The organism is Sutcliffiella sp. NPDC057660 (assembly GCF_042800035.1).
Classification (GTDB): Bacteria; Bacillota; Bacilli; order Bacillales; family Bacillaceae_I; genus Sutcliffiella_A.
In genome coordinates this window covers 19,374-40,575 of record NZ_JBHVHV010000023.1, presented here as the reverse complement: position 1 = coordinate 40,575, position 21,202 = coordinate 19,374, and the positions used below count along the sequence as shown (strand labels likewise).

36 protein-coding genes and 1 pseudogene are annotated in these 21,202 nt (G+C 42.1%); all 37 read left to right on the top strand.

Going from position 1 to position 21,202, the window contains the following annotated elements:
* Window positions 1-103: 103 nt before the first annotated feature.
* Complete coding sequence (locus ACFVAD_RS21860) at window positions 104-352, top strand: 50S ribosomal protein L7ae-like protein (RefSeq protein ID WP_204420033.1); 249 nt, start codon at window positions 104-106, stop codon at window positions 350-352.
* Window positions 353-454: 102 nt separating this feature from the next.
* The gene (gene rpsL / locus ACFVAD_RS21855) at window positions 455-877 is read left to right on the top strand and encodes a 30S ribosomal protein S12 (protein WP_010191479.1); all 423 of its coding nucleotides are present in this window, start codon (window positions 455-457) and stop codon (window positions 875-877) included.
* Window positions 878-926: 49 nt separating this feature from the next.
* Complete coding sequence (rpsG, locus tag ACFVAD_RS21850) at window positions 927-1,397, top strand: 30S ribosomal protein S7 (RefSeq protein ID WP_386645274.1); 471 nt, start codon at window positions 927-929, stop codon at window positions 1,395-1,397.
* A 92-nt stretch (window positions 1,398-1,489) separates the two neighbouring features.
* Window positions 1,490-3,568 carry an elongation factor G gene (gene fusA, locus ACFVAD_RS21845; RefSeq protein ID WP_386645271.1) on the top strand — a complete coding sequence of 693 codons (2,079 nt, stop codon included), beginning with the start codon at window positions 1,490-1,492 and terminating at the stop codon, window positions 3,566-3,568.
* Between the two features lie 115 nt (window positions 3,569-3,683).
* Window positions 3,684-4,874 (top strand): elongation factor Tu, encoded by a 1,191-nt coding sequence (gene tuf, locus ACFVAD_RS21840; RefSeq protein ID WP_386645268.1) that lies wholly within the window; start codon window positions 3,684-3,686, stop codon window positions 4,872-4,874.
* A gap of 281 nt (window positions 4,875-5,155) precedes the next feature.
* On the top strand, window positions 5,156-5,326 hold the full coding sequence (locus ACFVAD_RS21835; RefSeq protein ID WP_386645265.1) for a hypothetical protein: 171 nt from the start codon (window positions 5,156-5,158) through the stop codon (window positions 5,324-5,326).
* Window positions 5,327-5,486: 160 nt separating this feature from the next.
* Window positions 5,487-6,746, top strand: coding sequence for a group II intron reverse transcriptase/maturase (ltrA, locus tag ACFVAD_RS21830; RefSeq protein WP_386645262.1), 1,260 nt, complete (start codon window positions 5,487-5,489; stop codon window positions 6,744-6,746).
* Window positions 6,747-7,425: 679 nt separating this feature from the next.
* Window positions 7,426-7,734, top strand: coding sequence for a 30S ribosomal protein S10 (gene rpsJ, locus ACFVAD_RS21825; protein WP_010191483.1), 309 nt, complete (start codon window positions 7,426-7,428; stop codon window positions 7,732-7,734).
* 35 nt (window positions 7,735-7,769) lie between these two features.
* Window positions 7,770-8,399, top strand: a complete 630-nt coding sequence (rplC, locus tag ACFVAD_RS21820; protein ID WP_386645259.1) for a 50S ribosomal protein L3 — start codon at window positions 7,770-7,772, stop codon at window positions 8,397-8,399.
* A gap of 25 nt (window positions 8,400-8,424) precedes the next feature.
* A complete protein-coding gene (gene rplD / locus ACFVAD_RS21815; RefSeq protein ID WP_386645255.1) occupies window positions 8,425-9,048 on the top strand; it encodes a 50S ribosomal protein L4 in 624 nt (207 codons plus the stop codon).
* Entirely contained in the window at window positions 9,048-9,335 is a 288-nt protein-coding gene (gene rplW, locus ACFVAD_RS21810; RefSeq protein WP_224841274.1) for a 50S ribosomal protein L23, read from the top strand. The genes rplD and rplW overlap by 1 nt, the downstream gene beginning before the upstream one ends.
* Before the next feature lie 34 nt (window positions 9,336-9,369).
* Window positions 9,370-10,200 (top strand): 50S ribosomal protein L2, encoded by an 831-nt coding sequence (rplB, locus tag ACFVAD_RS21805; protein ID WP_386645350.1) that lies wholly within the window; start codon window positions 9,370-9,372, stop codon window positions 10,198-10,200.
* A 57-nt stretch (window positions 10,201-10,257) separates the two neighbouring features.
* The gene (gene rpsS, locus ACFVAD_RS21800) at window positions 10,258-10,536 is read left to right on the top strand and encodes a 30S ribosomal protein S19 (protein WP_204420020.1); all 279 of its coding nucleotides are present in this window, start codon (window positions 10,258-10,260) and stop codon (window positions 10,534-10,536) included.
* Between the two features lie 19 nt (window positions 10,537-10,555).
* On the top strand, window positions 10,556-10,897 hold the full coding sequence (gene rplV / locus ACFVAD_RS21795) for a 50S ribosomal protein L22 (RefSeq protein WP_386645250.1): 342 nt from the start codon (window positions 10,556-10,558) through the stop codon (window positions 10,895-10,897).
* Between the two features lie 3 nt (window positions 10,898-10,900).
* Window positions 10,901-11,557: a 30S ribosomal protein S3 gene (gene rpsC, locus ACFVAD_RS21790; RefSeq protein ID WP_204420016.1), complete on the top strand. Its 657-nt coding sequence runs from the start codon at window positions 10,901-10,903 to the stop codon at window positions 11,555-11,557.
* A gap of 2 nt (window positions 11,558-11,559) precedes the next feature.
* Window positions 11,560-11,994, top strand: coding sequence for a 50S ribosomal protein L16 (rplP, locus tag ACFVAD_RS21785; RefSeq protein ID WP_204420014.1), 435 nt, complete (start codon window positions 11,560-11,562; stop codon window positions 11,992-11,994).
* Window positions 11,984-12,184, top strand: coding sequence for a 50S ribosomal protein L29 (gene rpmC, locus ACFVAD_RS21780; RefSeq protein WP_010191499.1), 201 nt, complete (start codon window positions 11,984-11,986; stop codon window positions 12,182-12,184). The genes rplP and rpmC overlap by 11 nt, the downstream gene beginning before the upstream one ends.
* A gap of 20 nt (window positions 12,185-12,204) precedes the next feature.
* Entirely contained in the window at window positions 12,205-12,468 is a 264-nt protein-coding gene (gene rpsQ / locus ACFVAD_RS21775; RefSeq protein ID WP_204420012.1) for a 30S ribosomal protein S17, read from the top strand.
* 41 nt (window positions 12,469-12,509) lie between these two features.
* Window positions 12,510-12,878 (top strand): 50S ribosomal protein L14, encoded by a 369-nt coding sequence (gene rplN / locus ACFVAD_RS21770; RefSeq protein WP_010191501.1) that lies wholly within the window; start codon window positions 12,510-12,512, stop codon window positions 12,876-12,878.
* A 35-nt stretch (window positions 12,879-12,913) separates the two neighbouring features.
* Entirely contained in the window at window positions 12,914-13,225 is a 312-nt protein-coding gene (rplX, locus tag ACFVAD_RS21765) for a 50S ribosomal protein L24 (RefSeq protein WP_204420009.1), read from the top strand.
* 26 nt (window positions 13,226-13,251) lie between these two features.
* Entirely contained in the window at window positions 13,252-13,791 is a 540-nt protein-coding gene (gene rplE / locus ACFVAD_RS21760) for a 50S ribosomal protein L5 (RefSeq protein WP_386645244.1), read from the top strand.
* A gap of 30 nt (window positions 13,792-13,821) precedes the next feature.
* Window positions 13,822-14,007 carry a type Z 30S ribosomal protein S14 gene (locus ACFVAD_RS21755; RefSeq protein WP_010191505.1) on the top strand — a complete coding sequence of 62 codons (186 nt, stop codon included), beginning with the start codon at window positions 13,822-13,824 and terminating at the stop codon, window positions 14,005-14,007.
* Window positions 14,008-14,037: 30 nt separating this feature from the next.
* A complete protein-coding gene (rpsH, locus tag ACFVAD_RS21750; RefSeq protein WP_010191507.1) occupies window positions 14,038-14,436 on the top strand; it encodes a 30S ribosomal protein S8 in 399 nt (132 codons plus the stop codon).
* Window positions 14,437-14,468: 32 nt separating this feature from the next.
* The gene (rplF, locus tag ACFVAD_RS21745; RefSeq protein ID WP_386645239.1) at window positions 14,469-15,005 is read left to right on the top strand and encodes a 50S ribosomal protein L6; all 537 of its coding nucleotides are present in this window, start codon (window positions 14,469-14,471) and stop codon (window positions 15,003-15,005) included.
* 35 nt (window positions 15,006-15,040) lie between these two features.
* A complete protein-coding gene (gene rplR, locus ACFVAD_RS21740; RefSeq protein ID WP_224841273.1) occupies window positions 15,041-15,400 on the top strand; it encodes a 50S ribosomal protein L18 in 360 nt (119 codons plus the stop codon).
* A 20-nt stretch (window positions 15,401-15,420) separates the two neighbouring features.
* Complete coding sequence (rpsE, locus tag ACFVAD_RS21735; RefSeq protein ID WP_078382543.1) at window positions 15,421-15,921, top strand: 30S ribosomal protein S5; 501 nt, start codon at window positions 15,421-15,423, stop codon at window positions 15,919-15,921.
* Window positions 15,922-15,934: 13 nt separating this feature from the next.
* Complete coding sequence (rpmD, locus tag ACFVAD_RS21730) at window positions 15,935-16,117, top strand: 50S ribosomal protein L30 (RefSeq protein ID WP_047972360.1); 183 nt, start codon at window positions 15,935-15,937, stop codon at window positions 16,115-16,117.
* Window positions 16,118-16,151: 34 nt separating this feature from the next.
* Complete coding sequence (rplO, locus tag ACFVAD_RS21725; protein WP_386645234.1) at window positions 16,152-16,592, top strand: 50S ribosomal protein L15; 441 nt, start codon at window positions 16,152-16,154, stop codon at window positions 16,590-16,592.
* On the top strand, window positions 16,592-17,884 hold the full coding sequence (secY, locus tag ACFVAD_RS21720) for a preprotein translocase subunit SecY (RefSeq protein ID WP_386645232.1): 1,293 nt from the start codon (window positions 16,592-16,594) through the stop codon (window positions 17,882-17,884). The genes rplO and secY overlap by 1 nt, the downstream gene beginning before the upstream one ends.
* Window positions 17,885-17,944: 60 nt before the next feature.
* On the top strand, window positions 17,945-18,595 hold the full coding sequence (locus ACFVAD_RS21715; protein ID WP_386645229.1) for an adenylate kinase: 651 nt from the start codon (window positions 17,945-17,947) through the stop codon (window positions 18,593-18,595).
* Window positions 18,595-19,341, top strand: coding sequence for a type I methionyl aminopeptidase (gene map / locus ACFVAD_RS21710; RefSeq protein WP_386645226.1), 747 nt, complete (start codon window positions 18,595-18,597; stop codon window positions 19,339-19,341). The genes ACFVAD_RS21715 and map overlap by 1 nt, the downstream gene beginning before the upstream one ends.
* Before the next feature lie 19 nt (window positions 19,342-19,360).
* Window positions 19,361-19,675, top strand: coding sequence for a KOW motif-containing protein (locus ACFVAD_RS21705; RefSeq protein ID WP_386645223.1), 315 nt, complete (start codon window positions 19,361-19,363; stop codon window positions 19,673-19,675).
* Window positions 19,675-19,893, top strand: coding sequence for a translation initiation factor IF-1 (infA, locus tag ACFVAD_RS21700; protein WP_003348578.1), 219 nt, complete (start codon window positions 19,675-19,677; stop codon window positions 19,891-19,893). The genes ACFVAD_RS21705 and infA overlap by 1 nt, the downstream gene beginning before the upstream one ends.
* 41 nt (window positions 19,894-19,934) lie before the next feature.
* Entirely contained in the window at window positions 19,935-20,048 is a 114-nt protein-coding gene (gene rpmJ, locus ACFVAD_RS21695) for a 50S ribosomal protein L36 (RefSeq protein WP_003156543.1), read from the top strand.
* Between the two features lie 20 nt (window positions 20,049-20,068).
* The gene (gene rpsM / locus ACFVAD_RS21690) at window positions 20,069-20,434 is read left to right on the top strand and encodes a 30S ribosomal protein S13 (protein WP_060666590.1); all 366 of its coding nucleotides are present in this window, start codon (window positions 20,069-20,071) and stop codon (window positions 20,432-20,434) included.
* Between the two features lie 27 nt (window positions 20,435-20,461).
* The gene (rpsK, locus tag ACFVAD_RS21685) at window positions 20,462-20,851 is read left to right on the top strand and encodes a 30S ribosomal protein S11 (protein WP_224841272.1); all 390 of its coding nucleotides are present in this window, start codon (window positions 20,462-20,464) and stop codon (window positions 20,849-20,851) included.
* Window positions 20,852-21,021: 170 nt separating this feature from the next.
* A pseudogene (locus ACFVAD_RS21680) lies at window positions 21,022-21,202 on the top strand (DNA-directed RNA polymerase subunit alpha); the annotation flags it as partial.

The window sequence follows — 21,202 nt, the reverse complement described above, 5'->3', positions numbered from 1 at the left end:
CGACAATCTTTTCAATGTTATTCAAGAAACGGGTTGACATCTAAAAACAGAGATGGTACTATAGCAAAGGTGCTTATATAACCTGTTGCTTTGGAGGATATCAATGTCTTATGAAAAAGTGATACAGGCAAACACCTTCATTGTTGGTACTAAACAAACAGTGAAGGCGCTGAAATCCGGAACAGTAAAAGAGGTTGTCATTGCGGAGGATGCCGATGTGATAGTAACACAGAAGGTTGTCCAGACTGCAAAGGAACACAATATTCCAATCGTGAAGGTTGACTCGATGAAAAAACTCGGGAAGGCTTGCGGGATTGAAGTAGGTGCCTCGGCTGTTGCGATCATTCAATAAAAACTGTTTTTGTGAGTATAGATTCGCAAAGACTTTGTTTTTTGCCTTAAAATGAACCACCTGGATATGTGGTCTTAAAACATGAGGAAGGAGGAAAAATAAATGCCTACTATTAACCAGTTAGTACGTAAAGGTCGTACAAGCAAAGTTGTAAAGTCTAAATCACCAGCTTTAAACAAAGGTTATAACAGTTTCAAGAAGGCGCAGACTGATGTGTCTTCTCCTCAAAAACGTGGTGTATGTACTCGTGTTGGTACAATGACTCCGAAGAAACCGAACTCCGCATTGCGTAAATATGCTCGTGTTCGTTTAACAAATCAAATTGAGGTAACTGCTTATATCCCTGGTATCGGTCACAACCTACAGGAGCATAGCGTAGTTTTAATCCGCGGCGGTCGTGTAAAAGACTTACCGGGAGTACGTTATCACATCGTACGTGGAGCACTTGACACTGCGGGAGTTAACAACCGTATGCAAGGTCGTTCTAAGTACGGAACTAAGAGACCAAAAGCGCCTAAGAAATAATAGAATACGAATTGCTTAACATTAAGTTATGCGAAAGGAGGATATTAATATGCCACGTAAAGGCCCTGTTGCAAAAAGAGACGTATTACCAGATCCGTTATATAACTCCAAGTTAGTAACTCGTCTTGTAAACAAATTAATGATCGATGGTAAGAGAGGAAAATCTCAAGCTATCATCTATAATGCATTCAAACTAGTTGGTGAGCGTTCCGGACAAGAACCTATGGAAGTGTTCGAACAAGCGATGAAAAACATCATGCCTGTTCTTGAAGTTAGAGCACGCCGTGTAGGTGGAGCGAACTACCAAGTACCTGTAGAGGTGCGCCCAGATCGTCGTACTACTCTTGGACTACGTTACCTAGTTAACTACTCTCGTCTTCGTGGAGAGAAAACGATGGAAGAGCGTTTAGCTAACGAAATCCTAGATGCAGCGAACAACGCTGGAGCATCAGTTAAAAAGCGTGAAGATATGCACAAAATGGCAGAAGCGAACAAAGCGTTTGCTCACTACCGTTGGTAAAATCACATATTATCTAGAGCTGTTAAGACAAGTACTTAACAGCTTTAGGTATAAACAACAAAATTTCGATACTTAGGAAGGAGAAATACCATATGGCAAGAGAGTTCTCCTTAGATAAGACACGTAATATCGGTATCATGGCTCACATTGATGCTGGTAAAACAACTACAACTGAGCGTGTTTTGTTCTACACAGGACGTATTCACAAAATCGGTGAAACTCATGAGGGTGCATCTCAAATGGACTGGATGGAGCAGGAGCAAGAGCGTGGAATCACGATCACATCTGCTGCGACAACAGCTCAATGGAAAGGCCACCGCGTAAACATTATCGATACACCTGGACACGTAGACTTCACAGTTGAAGTAGAACGTTCCCTTCGTGTACTTGATGGTGCGGTAGCAGTTCTTGACGCACAATCCGGTGTTGAGCCTCAAACAGAGACAGTTTGGCGCCAAGCGACAACTTATGGTGTACCACGTATCGTGTTCGTCAACAAAATGGACAAGATCGGTGCAGACTTCATTTACTCTGTAGGTACAATCCATGACCGCCTTCAAGCTAACGCTCATCCAATTCAACTTCCTATCGGAGCTGAAGATGAGTTTGAAGGTATCATCGACCTTGTAGAAATGGTTGCTTACTTCTACGAAGACGATTTAGGTACTCGTTCTGAAGCAAAAGAAATCCCGGCTGAGTACAAAGACCAAGCAGACGAATATCGTCAACGCTTAGTTGAAGCAGTAGCAGAATTGGATGAAGAATTAATGATGAAGTACTTAGAAGGTGAAGAGCTTACAACTGAAGAGTTAAAAGCGACTATCCGAAAAGGTACTTGTGACGTTGAATTCTACCCAGTAATCTGTGGTTCTGCATTCAAAAACAAAGGTGTTCAATTAATGCTTGATGCTGTAATTGACTACCTACCAGCTCCAACAGACGTTCCAGCAATCAAAGGAACTTTACCGGATTCTGATGAAGAGGTAGCTCTTGAATCTTCCGATAATGGCCCATTTGCTGCTTTAGCGTTCAAAGTTATGACTGACCCTTATGTTGGGAAGCTAACGTTCTTCCGTGTGTACTCAGGTTCACTTAACTCCGGATCTTACGTTATCAACTCTACAAAAGGTAAGCGTGAGCGTGTAGGACGTATCCTTCAAATGCACGCAAACAGCCGTGAAGAGATTCCAGTAGTTTATGCTGGTGACATCGCTGCTGCTGTAGGATTAAAGGACACTACTACTGGTGATACGTTATGTGACGATAAGCACCAAGTAATCCTTGAGTCCATGGAGTTCCCTGAGCCGGTTATCCAATTATCCGTTGAGCCTAAATCCAAGGCCGACCAAGATAAGATGACTACTGCGCTTCAAAAACTTCAAGAGGAAGATCCTACTTTCCGTGCGCATACTGACCAGGAAACTGGACAAACAATCATCGCTGGTATGGGTGAGCTTCACCTTGATATCCTGGTTGATCGTATGAGACGTGAATTCAAAGTAGAAGCAAACGTTGGTGCTCCTCAAGTAGCATACCGTGAAACGTTCCGTGGATCTGCAAGAGTTGAGGGTAAATTTGCTCGTCAATCTGGTGGTCGCGGTCAATTCGGACACGTTTGGATCGAATTCGAACCAAACGAAGAAGGAAAAGGCTTCGAATTTGAAAACAAAATCGTAGGTGGAGTAGTTCCTCGTGAATACGTACCTGCTGTTCAAGCTGGTCTTGAAGATTCCATGAAAAACGGAGTTCTTGCTGGTTACCCTCTAATCGATGTTAAAGCTGCATTGGTTGACGGTTCTTACCATGATGTTGACTCCTCTGAGATGGCGTTTAAAGTAGCTGCTTCCCTAGCTCTTAAAAACGCAGTATCAAAATGTAGCCCAGTAATTCTTGAGCCGGTTATGAGAGTAGAAGTTGTAACTCCGGAAGAATACATGGGAGACATCATGGGTGGTATCACTTCCCGTCGTGGACGCGTTGAAGGTATGGAAGCTCGCGGTAACGCTCAAGTTGTTCGCGCTATGGTTCCACTATCTGAAATGTTCGGTTATGCAACATCCCTACGTTCTAACACACAAGGACGCGGAGTGTTCACAATGCATTTCGATCACTACGAAGAAGTACCAAAATCGATTTCTGAAGAAATCATCAAAAAAAATAAAGGTGAATAATTGATTTTCACCTGATCTTGTTTTATAAATAGTATGTAGGTTAATAAGTGGTCATCACTTGTTAATGTCTCATATAAAAATAAAAAACTAATGAAACTCTAAGGAGGATATTCTAATGGGTAAAGAGAAATTCGATAGATCCAAAACGCATGCTAATATCGGTACAATCGGACACGTTGACCATGGTAAAACAACTTTAACAGCTGCAATCACAACTGTACTTGCAAAGCGCAGTGGTAAAGGTGCTGCAATGGCTTATGACATGATCGACGCGGCTCCAGAAGAAAGAGAGCGTGGAATCACTATTTCTACAGCTCACGTTGAGTACGAAACTGAAAACCGTCACTATGCACACGTTGACTGCCCAGGACATGCTGACTATGTTAAAAACATGATCACTGGTGCTGCTCAAATGGACGGCGGAATCCTAGTAGTATCTGCTGCTGATGGTCCAATGCCACAAACTCGTGAGCACATCCTTCTTTCTCGTCAAGTTGGTGTACCTCACCTAGTTGTATTCTTAAACAAATGTGACATGGTTGACGACGAAGAATTACTAGAATTAGTTGAAATGGAAGTTCGTGACCTTCTTTCTGAGTACGATTTCCCTGGAGACGATGTTCCTGTAATCAAAGGTTCTGCACTTAAAGCTCTTGAAGGAGATGCTGAGTGGGAAGAAAGAATCGTTGAGCTTATGGCTGCAGTTGATGAGTACATCCCAACACCAGCTCGTGACACTGAAAAGCCATTCATGATGCCAGTTGAGGACGTGTTCTCTATCACTGGACGTGGAACAGTTGCTACTGGACGTGTTGAGCGTGGACAAGTTAAAGTTGGTGACACTATCGCAATCATCGGTTTAACTGAAGAGCCTAAATCTACTACTGTAACTGGAGTAGAAATGTTCCGTAAGCTTCTTGACTATGCTGAAGCTGGAGACAACATCGGTGCACTTCTTCGTGGGGTTGCTCGTGACGATATCCAACGTGGACAAGTATTGGCTAAGCCTGGTACTATCACTCCACACACAAAATTCAAAGCTGAAGTTTACGTATTATCTAAAGAAGAGGGTGGACGTCACACTCCATTCTTCACAAACTACCGTCCTCAGTTCTACTTCCGTACAACTGACGTAACTGGTATTTGTAACCTACCTGAAGGCGTAGAAATGGTTATGCCTGGTGACAACATCGAAATGACAGTTGAGCTTATCGCTCCAATCGCGATCGAAGAAGGAACTAAGTTCTCTATTCGTGAAGGTGGACGTACAGTAGGCGCTGGCGTAGTTGCTACTATCCAAGAGTAATTCTTGACCTGAATAGATCTTATAAAAACCGGCATCCCTTTGGGGTGCCGGTTTTTTGGTGCGCTCGGCATGGGTGCAATCTATAGGGTGCAAGTCCCGAACTGTGAAGACAGAAGTAACAGTTAGCTTAACGCAAGGGTGTCCACGGCGACGTGGAATCTGAAGGAAGCGGGCGGCAAACTTCCGGTCTGAGGAACACGAACTTCATATAAGGCTAGGTATTATTGGATGAGTTTGCCAAACAAAACAAAGTCCTTTCTGTCAAAGGTGATACAAAGTAAATGAAGCAGATAGATGGAAGGAAAGATTGCATCCTTACCCGGGGAGATCTGACTGAAACGCCAAGCACACTTGGTAACCTGTCTAGCGATAGACAGTTGAACAGTCAGAAGTCAGCAGACGTCATAGTACCTTACTTACTCGAGAAAGTAAGGGAAGGACTGAACAATTAAAGAAGAACGAGAACTATGCGTACAATTCTTGTGCTGAAGCAGACAATCTCTTAGGAGACCTACTTGGAAGAGGAAGTGGTGTATCCCACGGGGGATTCCAAGAGGGTGGAGCAAGAATAACACAAATAGACCACTCGTCCGCGTGGAAAGGAAATATCTTATGTTAATGGATAGGTTACTGTCACGGGAAAACTTAATAGAAGCACTTAAACGTGTGGAAAGAAACAAAGGAGGCTATGGGGTTGACGAAATGTCCGTAACATCCCTACGAAGACATCTCGTTGATAACTGGGACTCTCTTTGTCAATCGCTAAGGAATGGAACCTATAAACCGAGTCCTGTCCGTCGAGTCGAAATCCCGAAACCGAACGGTGGGGTCCGTTTACTAGGAATACCTACTGTGACAGACCGATTCATCCAACAGGCAATCGCTCAGGTACTGACTCCTATCTTTGACCCTTCCTTTTCTGAACATAGCTATGGCTTCCGACCAAATAGAAGAGGACATGACGCCGTTCGGAAAGCAAAAGGGTTTATGAAAGAAGGAAACAGGTGGGTGGTTGATATAGACCTTGAGAAATTCTTTGACAAAGTAAATCATGACAAGCTAATGGGGATACTGGCTCCTAAAGTTGAAGACCGGACGGTCCTAAAGCTAATTAGAAGGTATCTTCAAGCTGGAATTATGATTAACGGTGTAGTACATGAAGTAGAAAAAGGGACCCCTCAAGGTGGTCCGCTAAGTCCACTTCTCTCTAACATCCTCTTGGATAAACTCGATAAAGAGCTTGAATCAAGAGGCCATAACTTCGTTCGATATGCGGATGATTGTAACATTTATGTTCAGTCCAAGAAGGCAGGAGAAAGAGTTATGAACTCCATTTCTGAGTTTATCGAAAAGAAGCTGAAACTTAAAGTGAATCGAGAGAAATCAGCAGTGGACCGTCCTTGGAAACGTAAATTCCTTGGCTTTAGCTTCACTTATCATTATGAACCTAAGGTTCGGATAGCAAACGAGAGTATCAAACGACTTAAAGCTAAAGTAAGACTACTCACATCTCGTTCTAAACCAATCCCAATGGAAGTGAGAATTAAGAAATTAAACCAATACCTAGTAGGTTGGTGCAGCTATTTTTCTCTCGCAGATACACCGAGCAAATTCAAAGAATTTGATAAATGGATAAGAAGACGACTTCGAATGATTGTATGGAAAGAATGGAAGAACTCAAAGACCAGAGTGAGAAAGTTAAAAGGTTTAGGGGCTATTCCTTCCAAAGCATACGAATGGGGTAACTCTAGGAAGAAGTATTGGAGAATTTCAAGCAGTCCAATCCTACACAAAACCCTTGGGAACTCCTACTGGATTTCCCAAGGGCTCAAAAGTCTATATGCAAGATATCAGAGTTTACGTCAACTTTAATTGAACCGCCGTATACCGAACGGTACGTACGGTGGTGTGAGAGGTCGGGGGTTAGTCACCCCCTCCTACTCGATTCTATGTATGTCAAACAAATTATTAATCAGGGATTTTAAAGTGAAAGTTTATGTATCATCCTTTATAGAGACACATAATGAATTTCCATTCTCCCCCTGTTGATTGGAGTGCAAGTGGTGAGACTCCTGCGGAAGCAGCGTGTCGAGGGAGACCCCACAGGCGCAAAGCGCCGAGGAGGCTCCAGAGACCGCCCGCGGAAAGCGAGCCACTGGAACGGAAATCAACAGGGGACTTAGTAAGAAACGAAAAATAACTTAGATCCAGAGTTCAAACAAAAACGACTTTCTTCTATATAAATAAACACAATATAACGATGATGTATAACTACCAACCATACTGGAAAAAACTGAAATGAATAATTCTTACAGTCCATGTTGCAATAAACTCAACTTCTCGTTATAATATGAAAAGTGCTCAGAGATTTTATATGAAATATAGTTGCATTGTCTATTTGTTAGATGTATAATAGATAATGTTGGTCTTTGACTGCGATGATGTGAAAGGTTGCTGGCACACCCGGCCGCTTTGCCATGGCGAGTGTGACAGGTTAATTTTCACGGAGAATGTCTATCAATAATATAGGCGAAAAAAGGAGGGAAAAATAATGGCAAAAGAAAAGATTCGCATTCGTTTAAAAGCTTATGATCACAGAATTCTAGATCAATCTTCTGAGAAGATCGTTGAAACTGCAAAACGTTCAGGTGCTACTGTTTCTGGTCCAATTCCGTTACCGACGGAAAGATCTGTATACACTATCTTACGTGCGGTACACAAATATAAAGATTCTCGTGAGCAATTCGAAATGCGCACTCATAAGCGCTTAATCGATATCATTAACCCAACACCACAAACGGTTGATAGCTTAATGCGTTTAGATCTTCCATCTGGTGTGGACATCGAAATCAAGCTTTAATCAATAAATACTTAATTAATCAGGAGGTGTGACTAATGACCAAAGGAATCTTAGGAAAAAAGATAGGTATGACTCAAGTTTTTGCTGCAAACGGCGATCTTATCCCTGTAACAGTAATCGAAGCTACTCCAAACGTAGTGCTTCAAGTTAAAACTGTTGAAACAGACGGTTATGAAGCAGTTCAAATCGGTTTTGCTGACAAGCGTGATAAATTAGCGAACAAGCCTGAAAAAGGACATGTTGCTAAAGCTAACACAGCACCTAAGCGCTTCATTCGTGAAATCAATGGAGTAGACTTAGGAACTTACGAAGTTGGTCAGGAAGTCAAAGTTGATATTTTCGCAGAAGGCGATGTAGTTGATGTAACAGGAATCTCAAAGGGTAAAGGTTTCCAAGGCTCAATCAAGCGCCACGGACAATCACGCGGCCCAATGACTCACGGTTCTCGTTATCACCGTCGTCCTGGTTCTATGGGACCTGTTGCTCCAAACCGTGTATTCAAAGGTAAACTTTTACCTGGACGTATGGGTGGAGAGCGCATTACTATCCAGAACCTTGAGATTGTGAAAGTAGACACAGAACGTAACCTATTATTAGTAAAAGGTAACGTACCTGGTCCTAGAAAAGCATTGATCACAATTAAAAGTGCGGTAAAAGCAAACTAATTGTTTAGGAAAGGAGGAACTACAAATGCCTAAAGTAGCATTATACAATCAAACTGGCGCTAGTGTCGGTGAAATTGAATTAGCAGATGCTGTGTTCGGTATTGAGCCAAACAACAGCGTATTGTTCGATGCGATCGTTATGCAAAGAGCATCTCAACGTCAAGGTAATGCAAAAGTAAAAGGACGCTCTGAAGTAGCAGGTGGTGGACGTAAGCCATGGCGCCAAAAAGGTACCGGCCGTGCTCGTCAAGGATCCATCCGCTCTCCACAATGGCGTGGTGGTGGTATCGTATTCGGTCCTACACCAAGAAGCTATAGCTACAAACTTCCTAAGAAAGTTCGTCGCTTAGCTATCAAATCCGCTTTATCTTCTAAAGTGTTAGAAAATGAATTGTTAGTATTAGAAGGATTGGCTTTTGATGCACCAAAAACAAAAGAAATGACTTCTGTACTTAAAGGTTTAGAAATCACTCGTAAAGCGTTAATCGTAACAGCTGACGACAGCGAAAACGTTGCTTTATCTGCTCGTAATATCCCTGGAGTAACTGTTGTTACTGTAAGTGGTGTGAACGTATTAGACGTTGTAAACCATGACAAAGTAATCTTTACGAAAGACGCTGTTCAAAAATTAGAGGAGGTGCTTGCATAATGAGAGATCATCGTGATGTTCTTAAGCGCCCCGTGATTACTGAGCGTTCTACTGATTTAATGACAGAAAAGAAATATACATTTGAAGTTGATGTTAGAGCTAACAAGACTGAAGTTAAAGATGCTGTTGAAGCGATCTTTGGCGTAACTGTCGAGAAAGTAAACATCATGAACTACAAAGGTAAATTCCGTCGTGTAGGTCGTCATAGCGGATTAACTAACCGTCGTAGAAAAGCTATTGTAACATTAAAAGAAAATAGCAAAGAAATCGAATTCTTCGAGGTTTAATACAAAAAAACATCATTGAAAAGGAGGGAACATGATGGCGATTAAAAAATACAAACCAACCACCAACGGACGTCGTGGCATGACAGTTTCTGATTTTGCTGAGATCACTACAGACAAACCAGAAAAAAGTTTGCTTGCACCGTTGCACAGAAAAGGTGGTCGTAATAACCAAGGTAAATTGACTGTACGTCACCAAGGTGGTGGACACAAACGTCAATACCGCGTCATCGACTTCAAACGTGATAAAGATGGTATACCAGGACGCGTTGCTACAATTGAGTATGATCCAAACCGTTCCGCCAATATCGCGTTAATCAACTATGCAGATGGGGAAAAGCGCTACATTCTAGCTCCTAAGAACTTAGAAGTAGGAATGACAGTAACGTCTGGCCCTGAAGCTGATATCAAAGTGGGTAATGCACTACCACTAATCAACATCCCAGTAGGTACTGTAATCCACAACATCGAATTAAAACCAGGTAAAGGTGGACAATTAGTTCGCTCTGCAGGTACATCTGCTCAAGTACTTGGTAAAGAAGGAAAATACGTACTTGTACGTTTAACTTCCGGTGAAACTCGCATGATCCTTTCCACTTGCCGCGCTTCTGTAGGTCAAGTTGGTAACGAACAGCATGAACTTATCAACATTGGTAAAGCAGGACGTTCTCGTTGGATGGGTATTCGCCCAACTGTACGTGGTTCTGTAATGAACCCTAACGATCACCCACACGGTGGTGGTGAAGGACGTTCACCAATCGGACGTAAGTCACCTATGACTCCTTGGGGTAAACCAACTCTTGGTTACAAAACTCGCAAGAAGAAAAACAAGTCTGACAAATTTATCGTTCGTCGTCGTAAAAAATAACGGGGTTGTACTACGGTTCATAAGGGCCGTAGAGCAATCACGAAGGGAGGTTTCCACATGGGTCGCAGCTTGAAAAAAGGGCCTTTTGTAGATGATCATTTAATGACAAAGATTGAAAAGTTAAATGAAACTGAGGGTAAACAAGTCGTAAAAACTTGGTCTCGTCGTTCTACTATTTTCCCACAATTTATCGGACATACAATTGCTGTATATGATGGCCGTAAACACGTACCAGTATATGTGACAGAAGACATGGTAGGTCATAAGCTTGGAGAATTCGCTCCATCTCGTACTTACAAAGGTCACGCAAATGATGATAAGAAAACAAAACGCTAATTAGAGAGGAGGCTTTTACATGCAAGCTAAAGCTGTTGCAAGAACAGTTCGTATTGCTCCTCGTAAAGCTCGTCTAGTTATGGATTTAATTCGAGGCAAGCAAGTAGGCGAAGCAATAGCCATTTTGACATTAACTCCAAAGGCTGCTTCACCAGTAATCGAAAAAGTTCTCAAGTCCGCTATTGCTAACGCAGAGCACAATTTTGAAATGGACGCAAACACCCTGATCGTTACTGAGGCATACGTGAATGAAGGACCAACTTTAAAACGTTTCCGCCCTCGTGCAATGGGTCGTGCGAGTCAAATAAACAAACGCACTAGCCACATTACAATCGTGGTATCAGAAAAGAAGGAGGGATAATCAGTGGGTCAAAAGGTAAATCCTATCGGTCTTCGTGTTGGTATCATTCGTGACTGGGAGTCCAAATGGTACGCAGGAAAAGATTATGCTAACCTGCTTCATGAAGATATCAAAGTTCGTGAATATATCGCAAAACGTCTGAATGACGCTTCTGTATCTAAAGTAGAAATCGAACGTGCTGCAAACCGCTTGAACGTTACTGTTCACACTGCTAAACCAGGAATGGTTATCGGTAAAGGTGGTACTGAAGTTGAAGCACTTCGTAAAGCGTTGAACCAATTAACTGGTAAACGTGTACACATCAACATCCTTGAAATTAAGAGAGCTGATCTTGACGCTAAATTAGTAGCTGAAAACATCGCTCGTCAATTAGAAAACCGTGTATCTTTCCGTCGTGCTCAAAAGCAATCACTTCAACGTGCAATGCGCGCAGGTGCGAAAGGTATTAAAACGATGGTTTCTGGTCGCCTAGGCGGAGCAGATATCGCTCGTTCTGAACATTATAGTGAGGGTACAGTTCCACTTCATACTCTTCGCGCTGATATTGACTATGGTACAGCAGAAGCTGATACAACTTACGGTAAATTAGGTGTGAAAGTTTGGATCTACCGTGGAGAGGTCCTTCCTACGAAGAAGAAAACTGAGGAAGGAGGAAAATAATTATGTTATTACCAAAACGCGTAAAATATCGCCGCGAACATCGTGGAAAAATGCGTGGTAAAGCGAAAGGCGGTACTGAGGTACACTTCGGAGAGTTTGGATTACAATCTCTAGAAGCATCTTGGATTACTAACCGTCAAATCGAAGCAGCACGTCGTGCGATGACTCGTTATATGAAACGTGGCGGTAAAGTTTGGATTAAAATTTTCCCTTCAAAACCATACACTGCAAAGCCTCTAGAGGTCCGAATGGGTTCCGGTAAAGGTGCTCCAGAAGGATGGGTAGCAGTTGTTAAACCTGGAAAGGTTATGTTTGAAATTTCAGGTGTATCTGAGGAAATTGCACGTGAAGCATTACGTTTAGCTGCGCACAAGCTACCAGTTAAATGTAAGTTCGTTAAACGTGAAGAAATTGGTGGTGAAACTAATGAAAGCTAATGAACTACGCGACTTAACCACTGCCGAGATTGAACAAAAAGTGAAATCTTTAAAAGAAGAGTTATTCAACCTACGCTTTCAATTAGCGACTGGTCAATTAGAAAACACTGCTCGTATTCGCGAAGTGCGTAAGTCAATCGCTCGTATGAAAACAGTAGTTCGCGAGAGAGAGATCGCTTCTAACAAATAATTAAGAGGAGGTTCGCGAAAATGAGTGAACGTAACCAACGTAAAGTTTACACTGGGCGTGTTGTTTCCGACAAAATGGATAAAACAATCACAGTACTAGTTGAAACTTACAAAACTCACACACTCTACGGCAAACGTGTTAAGTACTCTAAAAAGTACAAAGCGCATGATGAAACTGGCGCAGCTAAGACTGGCGATATCGTTAAGATCATGGAGACACGTCCGTTATCTTCAACAAAGCGTTTCCGTTTAGTAGAAGTAGTAGAGAAAGCTGTAATTATCTAATATTTAAGTTCGGATAGTAATTCCGAAGGGAGGTACCATGCATGATTCAACAAGAATCTCGTTTAAAAGTTGCTGATAACTCAGGTGCTCGTGAAGTACTGGCAATTAAAGTATTGGGTGGATCTGGTCGTCGTTACGCGAACATTGGTGATGTTATTGTTTGTACAGTGAAACAAGCAACACCAGGAGGCGTTGTTAAAAAAGGTGACGTAGTGAAAGCTGTAGTAGTTCGTACTAAACGTGGAGTTCGTCGTAATGACGGTTCATATATCCGTTTTGATGAGAACGCATGCGTAATTATCAAAGATGATAAGAGCCCTCGTGGAACTCGTATCTTCGGACCAGTTGCACGTGAATTACGTGATAACAACTACATGAAGATTGTATCTTTAGCTCCAGAAGTACTTTAATATAAGAAATGAATGTGTCAAGGAGGTGCGAAAGGATGCATGTAAAAAAAGGTGATAAAGTTGTAGTTATCTCTGGTAAGGATAAAGGTAAACAAGGAGTGATCCTTGAATCTTTTCCTAAGAAAGACCGTGTTCTTGTAGAAGGTATTAACATCGTGAAAAAGCATGCTAAACCATCACAAGAAAACCCTCAAGGTGGAATCATCAACCGTGAGGCGCCTATTCATGTATCAAACGTTATGCCTTTAGATCCGAAATCCGGTGAACCTACTCGTGTAGGATACAAGGTAGTTGACGGTAAAAAAGTACGTGTTGCAACAAAATCAGGTGAACAATTAGATAAATAGACTTTTGAAGAAAGGAGGTACTTTTGATGAACCGCCTAAAAGAAAAGTATCAAAGCGAAATTATTCCTGCTCTAATGGGCAAGTTTAACTATAAATCTGTGATGCAAGCTCCAAAGCTTGAGAAAATCGTTATCAACATGGGTGTTGGTGATGCAGTTGCCAACTCCAAAGCGTTAGATGCAGCTGTAGAAGAATTATCTTCTATCACTGGTCAAAAACCTGTTGTAACTAGAGCGAAAAAATCTATCGCGGGCTTCCGTCTTCGTGAAGGAATGCCAATCGGTGCGAAAGTTACATTACGCGGAGAGCGTATGTACGAATTCCTAGATAAGTTAGTATCTGTATCTTTACCTCGTGTTCGTGACTTCCGTGGTATCTCTAAGAAGTCTTTCGACGGCCGTGGAAACTACACTCTTGGTGTTAAAGAGCAGCTTATCTTCCCGGAAATTGATTATGATAAAGTTAATAAGGTACGTGGTATGGATATCGTTATCGTTACTACTGCCAACACTGATGAAGAGGCTCGTGAGCTTTTAACATCATTCGGAATGCCATTCCAAAAATAATACCAGCGTGTGGTAGAGGGAGGCGAAAATGTGGCTAAAAAATCAATGATTGCGAAACAAAAACGCACACCTAAACATAATGTGCAAGCTTATACTCGTTGCGAACGTTGTGGTCGTCCCCACTCTGTAATCCGTAAATTTAAGCTTTGCCGTATTTGTTTCCGTGAATTAGCTTATAAAGGCCAAATTCCTGGCGTGAAAAAAGCAAGTTGGTAAAACCCGATAATTGGGAAGGAGGTAAATTAAATGGTTATGACAGATCCTATTGCAGATATGCTTACTCGCATCCGCAATGCGAACATGGTACGTCACGAGAAGCTTGAACTTCCTGCTTCTAAAATCAAAAAAGAAGTTGCTGAAATCTTGAAGCGTGAAGGTTTCGTACGTGACGTAGAATTTATCGAAGACAACAAACAAGGTATCATTCGTATTTTCTTGAAATACGGTGCTAACAACGAGCGTGTAATTACTGGTCTTAAACGTATCAGTAAGCCTGGTCTTCGTGTATATGCAAAAGCTAATGAAGTACCTCGTGTATTAAACGGTTTAGGTATTGCGATCATCTCTACTTCTCAAGGTGTTATCACTGATAAAGAAGCTCGTCAAAAACAAGCTGGTGGAGAAGTATTAGCGTACGTTTGGTAATAATTTCTTTAAATGAACGGAGGTGTAACTAAATGTCACGTGTAGGTAAAAAACCTATTGAAATCCCGGCTGGGGTTACAATTACAAACGACAACAACACAGTTACCGTAAAAGGTCCTAAAGGTGAATTAACTCGTGCATTCAGCCAAGATATGGCTATTACTATAGAAGAAAACGTACTAACAGTTGTACGTCCTTCTGAAAGCAAAGAACACCGTACTATCCACGGAACAACTCGTGCACTTTTAAACAACATGGTTGAAGGTGTAACAAAAGGTTTCGAAAGAGGATTAGAACTTATCGGGGTTGGTTACCGTGCTTCCAAGCAAGGTAACAAGCTAGTTCTTAACGTTGGGTACTCTCATCCGGTTGAAATCACACCAGAAGAAGGTATCGAAGTTGAAGTTCCAACAAACACAAAGATCCTTATCAAAGGTATCAATAAAGAGCGCGTCGGTGCTTTGGCAGCTAACATCCGTGACGTTCGCCCACCAGAGCCTTACAAAGGTAAAGGTATTCGTTATGAAGGTGAACATGTACGTCGTAAAGAAGGTAAAACTGCGAAGTAAGACCGCATAAGCAGATAGAAAGGAGTGACTGCAAGATGATTACAAAACCTGATAAAAATTCTACTCGTAAGAAAAGACACACTCGTGTTCGTGCTAAGTTATCAGGAACTGCAACTCGTCCACGTCTAAATGTGTTCCGTTCAAACCAACACATTTACGCTCAGGTGATCGATGATACGAACTCTGTAACAATCGCGAGTGCTTCTACACTTGATAAAGGCGTTGAGGCTAACGGAAGTAACGTTGAGTCCGCTAAAGCAGTTGGAGAACTAGTTGCAAAGCGCGCAATTGAAAAAGGAATTAAATCAGTAGTATTCGACCGCGGTGGATACTTATACCACGGACGTGTGAAAGCATTAGCAGATGCTGCACGTGAGGCTGGTTTAGAATTTTAATCGGAAAAGGAGGGACACTGATGCGTCGCATTGATCCAAACAAATTAGAACTTGAAGAACGCGTTGTTACGGTTAACCGCGTTGCGAAAGTAGTAAAAGGTGGACGTCGTTTCCGCTTTGCTGCTCTTGTAGTAGTAGGAGATAAAAACGGTAATGTTGGTTTCGGTACTGGTAAAGCTCAAGAAGTACCTGAAGCTATCCGTAAAGCAATTGAAGATGCGAAAAAGAACTTAGTTGCTGTACCTATCGTTGGTACAACAATTCCTCACCAAGTACTTGGAGAATTCGGTTCTGGAGAAATCCTTTTGAAACCTGCTTCTGAAGGTACTGGAGTTATCGCTGGAGGACCAGTTCGTGCGGTACTTGAGTTAGCGGGTGTTCAAGACATCCTTTCTAAATCTTTAGGATCTAACACACCAATCAACATGATCCGTGCAACACTTGACGGATTAAAGCAATTGAAACGTGCAGAGGACGTTGCTAAATTGCGTGGTAAAACGGTAGAAGAACTGTTAGGATAAGGAGGGAAACAAAATGGCGAACAAATTAGCAATCACCCTCACTCGCAGTGTAATCGGTCGTCCACAAGATCAACGTGTGACTGTTCAAACTCTTGGTTTGAAGAAGATGCACCAAACAGTTGTCCATGAGGATAACGCAGCTATCCGTGGAATGATTAACAAGGTATCTCACCTTGTTACTGTGAAAGAGCAATAATAGAAACGGTTTTTTTAAATAAGGAGGTGCCACAATGAAACTTCATGAGTTAAAACCAGCAGAAGGATCTCGTAAAGAACGCAATCGTGTAGGTCGCGGTACTGGTTCTGGTAACGGTAAAACTTCTGGTAAAGGTCATAAAGGTCAAAATGCACGCTCAGGCGGTGGCGTTCGTCCTGGATTCGAAGGTGGTCAAACACCTCTTTTCCAACGCTTACCAAAGCGCGGATTCACGAACATTCATCGTAAAGAGTATGCAATTATCAACCTTGATGCGTTAAACCGCTTTGAAGATGGTACAGAAGTTACACCTGAATTACTTCTTGAAACAGGTTTAGTTAGCAAACTAAACGCCGGATTGAAAGTATTGGGTAACGGTTCTATCGAGAAAAAGCTTACAGTTCGTGCTCATAAATTCTCCTCAGCAGCTAAAGAAGCTATCGAAGCAGCTGGCGGTTCAGTTGAGGTGATCTAATGTTCCAGACATTCTCCAATTTTATGCGCGTGGGTGATATAAGAAAGAAAATAGTTTTCACCCTACTAATGTTAATCATATTCCGTATCGGTACGTTTATCCCAGTACCAGGGGTAAACTCTGACATATTGAAATTTCAGGATGAGTTTAGTGTATTTGGTATCTTGAATACCTTCGGTGGTGGAGCTTTACAAAACTTCTCGATTCTTGCCATGGGTATCATGCCATACATCACAGCCTCCATCATTGTGCAATTGCTGCAAATGGATGTTGTTCCAAAGTTTACGGAGTGGTCAAAACAAGGAGAAGTTGGACGTCGCAAATTAGCTCAATTCACTAGATACTTTACTATTGTGCTTGGATTTATCCAGGCAATTGGTATGTCTATCGGCTTTAATAACTTGGCACAAGGCCAGCTTATTGCCGACCCGAGCCCCACTACTTATCTTTTAATCGCTTTAGTGTTGACAGCAGGTACGGCATTTTTAATGTGGCTTGGCGAGCAGATCACAGCACACGGAGTTGGGAATGGTATCTCCATCCTGATTTTCGCTGGTATCGTTGCTGCCATTCCAAATGGAGCTAACCAGATTTATGCACAACAAATTGAGGATGCTGGAGATCAGTTGTTCTTAAATCTTGTTATTGTTGCTCTAATTATTCTTGCAATCCTGGCTGTTATCGTAGGAGTTATCTTTATCCAACAAGCATTACGTAAAATTCCGATCCAGTATGCTAAAAAAGTATCCGGTCGTAATCCAGTTGGTGGTCATTCCTCACACTTACCGTTGAAAGTAAATGCAGCAGGGGTAATTCCTGTTATCTTTGCAGTATCCTTTATCATCACACCACCTACCATCGCGTCGTTCTTTGGACCTAATGATGTAACTCAGTGGATCCAAAGCACATTCGATTATACGAAGCCGATCGGTATGGTAGTGTACGTAGCTCTTATTATTGCCTTTACTTATTTCTACACGTTTGTTCAGTCTAATCCTGAGCAGATGGCAGAAAACTTAAAGAAGCAAGGTGGATATATTCCAGGAATTCGTCCTGGTCAGAACACGCAGGAATACCTAACAAAAATCATCTACCGACTAACCTTTGTTGGTGCATTGTTCTTGGCGGGAATCTCTGTTCTACCTGTAATCTTTATGAAAATAGCTGACCTGCCGCCAGCCGTACAGATTGGTGGTACTGGTATCCTCATCGTCGTAGGTGTTGCACTTGAAACGATGAAGCAACTTGAAAGTCAGCTTGTGAAGCGCCACTATAAAGGGTTTATCAAGTAATGAAGTAATTGGGATAGCATTATCCCAATATACTTCACAAGAGACTGAGGGGGCATTAAGATGAATTTAGTTCTAATGGGACTTCCGGGTGCCGGTAAAGGTACTCAAGCAGAACGAATTGTCGAAAAGTACAATATCCCTCATATCTCAACCGGAGATATGTTTCGTGCTGCAATGAAGGAAGGAACTGAACTAGGCCTTAAAGCAAAGTCTTTTATGGATCAAGGGCAGCTTGTTCCTGATGAAGTGACGATCGGTATCGTTCGTGAAAGACTTGAAAAAGAAGATTGCAAAAACGGATTTCTATTGGACGGTTTCCCAAGAACAGTTCCTCAGGCAGAGGCTCTAGAGCAAATGCTTGAAGATCTTGGTCGCAAAATTGATTATGTAATCAATGTGAACGTGGACCAAAGCATCTTGATGGAGCGTTTGACTGGAAGACGAATTTGCAAAGAATGTGGATCTACTTATCACCTTGTCTTCAATCCTCCAAGTGAGGAAGGGGTATGTGATAAGTGCGGCGGTGAACTTTATCAGCGTGCTGATGACAACGAAGAAACTGTCGGGAACCGCTTGGAAGTAAATGTGAAACAATCGCAGCCTCTATTGGACTTCTATGAAGGCAAAGGCTATCTTCGAAACATCGATGGACAGCAGCCGATCGGCCAAGTGTTCAGCGACATTGAAAAACTTCTTGGAGGGCATGCGTAATGATCATCTGTAAAACTCCTCGTGAGCTTGAAATCATGAGAGAAGCTGGCAGAATCGTCGCACTGACCCATCAAGAATTGAAAAAACATATTGTACCTGGCGTAACGACGAAACAATTGGATGATATTGCTGAGAAATTCATACGCAAACATGATGCAATTCCTTCGTTCAAAGGGTATAATGGTTTTCGCGGAAGCATTTGTGCTTCTGTTAACGAAGAACTTGTTCATGGTATCCCCGGCGATCGAGTACTAAAAGACGGTGATATCATTAGCATAGATATTGGTGCGAAGTATAATGGTTACCACGGCGATTCCGCCTGGACGTATGCTGTCGGTAACATTTCCGATGAAACGAAGCGATTACTTGAAGTCACGGAACAATCATTGTATGAAGGCATCAAGGAAGTAAAACCGGGCGCTCGGCTTTCTGACGTTTCTCATGCGGTCCAAACGTATGCAGAAGCACATGATTTTTCAATCGTGAGAGAGTATGTAGGCCATGGAATTGGTCAAGACTTACATGAAGACCCTCAAATTCCACATTATGGACCTCCTAATAAAGGTCCACGGTTAAAACCTGGTATGGTCCTGGCAATTGAACCAATGGTCAATGCAGGAACTCGCTACGTAAAAACGTTAGCAGATGACTGGACTGTTGTTACTGTTGACGGTAAGATGTGTGCTCATTTTGAACATACGGTCGCTATTACAGAAACAGGCTACGAGATCTTAACAAAAGCCTAAGCCCAAGAGGTGATACTGCTTGACTGAGTCTGAAACGGCTTTGAAAGTAGGGCAGATTGTTTTGATTACTCAAGGCAGAGATGCCGGACAGTATGCCGTAATTATTAAAATTCTTGATGAGCGTTTTGTCGTCCTTGCGGATGGAGACAAGAGGAAGTACGACCGCCCTAAGAAGAAGAACATTCATCATCTTGAATTTTTTGATTACGTGTCTCCAGAAGTTCAGAACAGTATGATCGAAACAGGTCGTGTGACAAATGGGAAACTTAGGTTTGTGCTAACAAAGTTTGTCGAGGGGCTTGTTACTGATTTGAAGAAGGGAGAACTTAATTAATGGCGAAAGACGATGTGATTGAAGTAGAAGGTACGGTCGTTGAGACTTTACCAAATGCTATGTTTAAAGTAGAATTGGAAAATGGTCATACGGTATTGGCTCATGTATCTGGGAAAATTCGTATGCACTTTATTCGAATCCTGCCAGGAGATAAAGTAACGGTGGAGCTTTCTCCATACGATTTAACACGCGGTAGAATTACGTATCGTTTTAAATAAACCTATTTTAGCACTCCGTACTATCAGGGAGGTAATATAAGATGAAAGTGAGACCATCTGTGAAGCCAATCTGCGAAAAATGTAAAGTTATTCGTAGAAAAGGTAAAGTTATGGTTATTTGTGAAAACCCGAAACACAAACAAAAACAAGGATAACTTGAGGGAGGTGCGCATATATGGCACGTATTGCTGGTGTTGATGTTCCTCGCGACAAGCGCGTTGTAATTTCATTAACATACATTTTCGGTATTGGTCGTTCAACAGCTGAGAAAGTTCTAGCTGAAGCAGGTGTTTCTGAAGAAACTCGTGTACGCGACTTAACGGAAGAAGAATTAGGAAAAATTCGTGATATCGTAGATAAAATTAAAGTTGAGGGTGACCTTCGTCGTGAAGTATCTCTTAACATTAAGCGTCTGATCGAGATTGGTTGCTACCGTGGTCTTCGCCACCGTCGTGGTTTACCGGTTCGTGGTCAAAACACTAAAAACAATGCTCGTACACGTAAAGGTCCTCGTCGTACTGTAGCGAACAAAAAGAAATAATTTTAAGTAAGTAAGGAGGTAAGAAATATGGCACGTAAAACTAATACACGTAAACGCCGTGTGAAAAAGAATATTGACACTGGTATCGCGCATATCCGTTCTACATTCAATAACACAATCGTTACGATTACTGACTCTCACGGAAACGCAATTGGATGGTCTAGTGCAGGAGCTCTTGGTTTCAAAGGTTCTCGTAAATCCACTCCGTTCGCAGCGCAAATGGCAGCTGAAACTGCTGCAAAGTCTTGCATGGAGCACGGTTTGAAAACTTTGGAAGTTACAGTTAAAGGCCCTGGTGCTGGCCGTGAAGCAGCAATCCGTGCTTTACAAGCAGCTGGTCTTGAAGTAACTGCTATCAGAGACGTAACCCCAGTACCTCATAACGGTTGCCGCCCACCAAAACGTCGCCGTGTTTAATTTGTCTGTATAGAATTTGTATACATGTCAATAATGGCTGATGATACAGTTTGTGAATTATACAGATAATTAAATGTTGTTGTTGTGCACAATCGGGACATACCTATGGGGAATTTCGGTTAGACAACTCTGTCTTTCCGGGGTTTCGACGTTTTGAAGGAGGGTTATGAATGTTAGAAATCGAAAAACCAAAAATCGAAACGGTTGAAATCAGCGATGACGCCAACTATGGTAAATTCGTCGTCGAGCCACTTGAGCGTGGATATGGAACAACTTTGGGTATCTCGTTACGTCTTATTCTTTTATCCTCACTTCCTGGTGCCGCTGTTACATCTATCCAAATAGATGGTG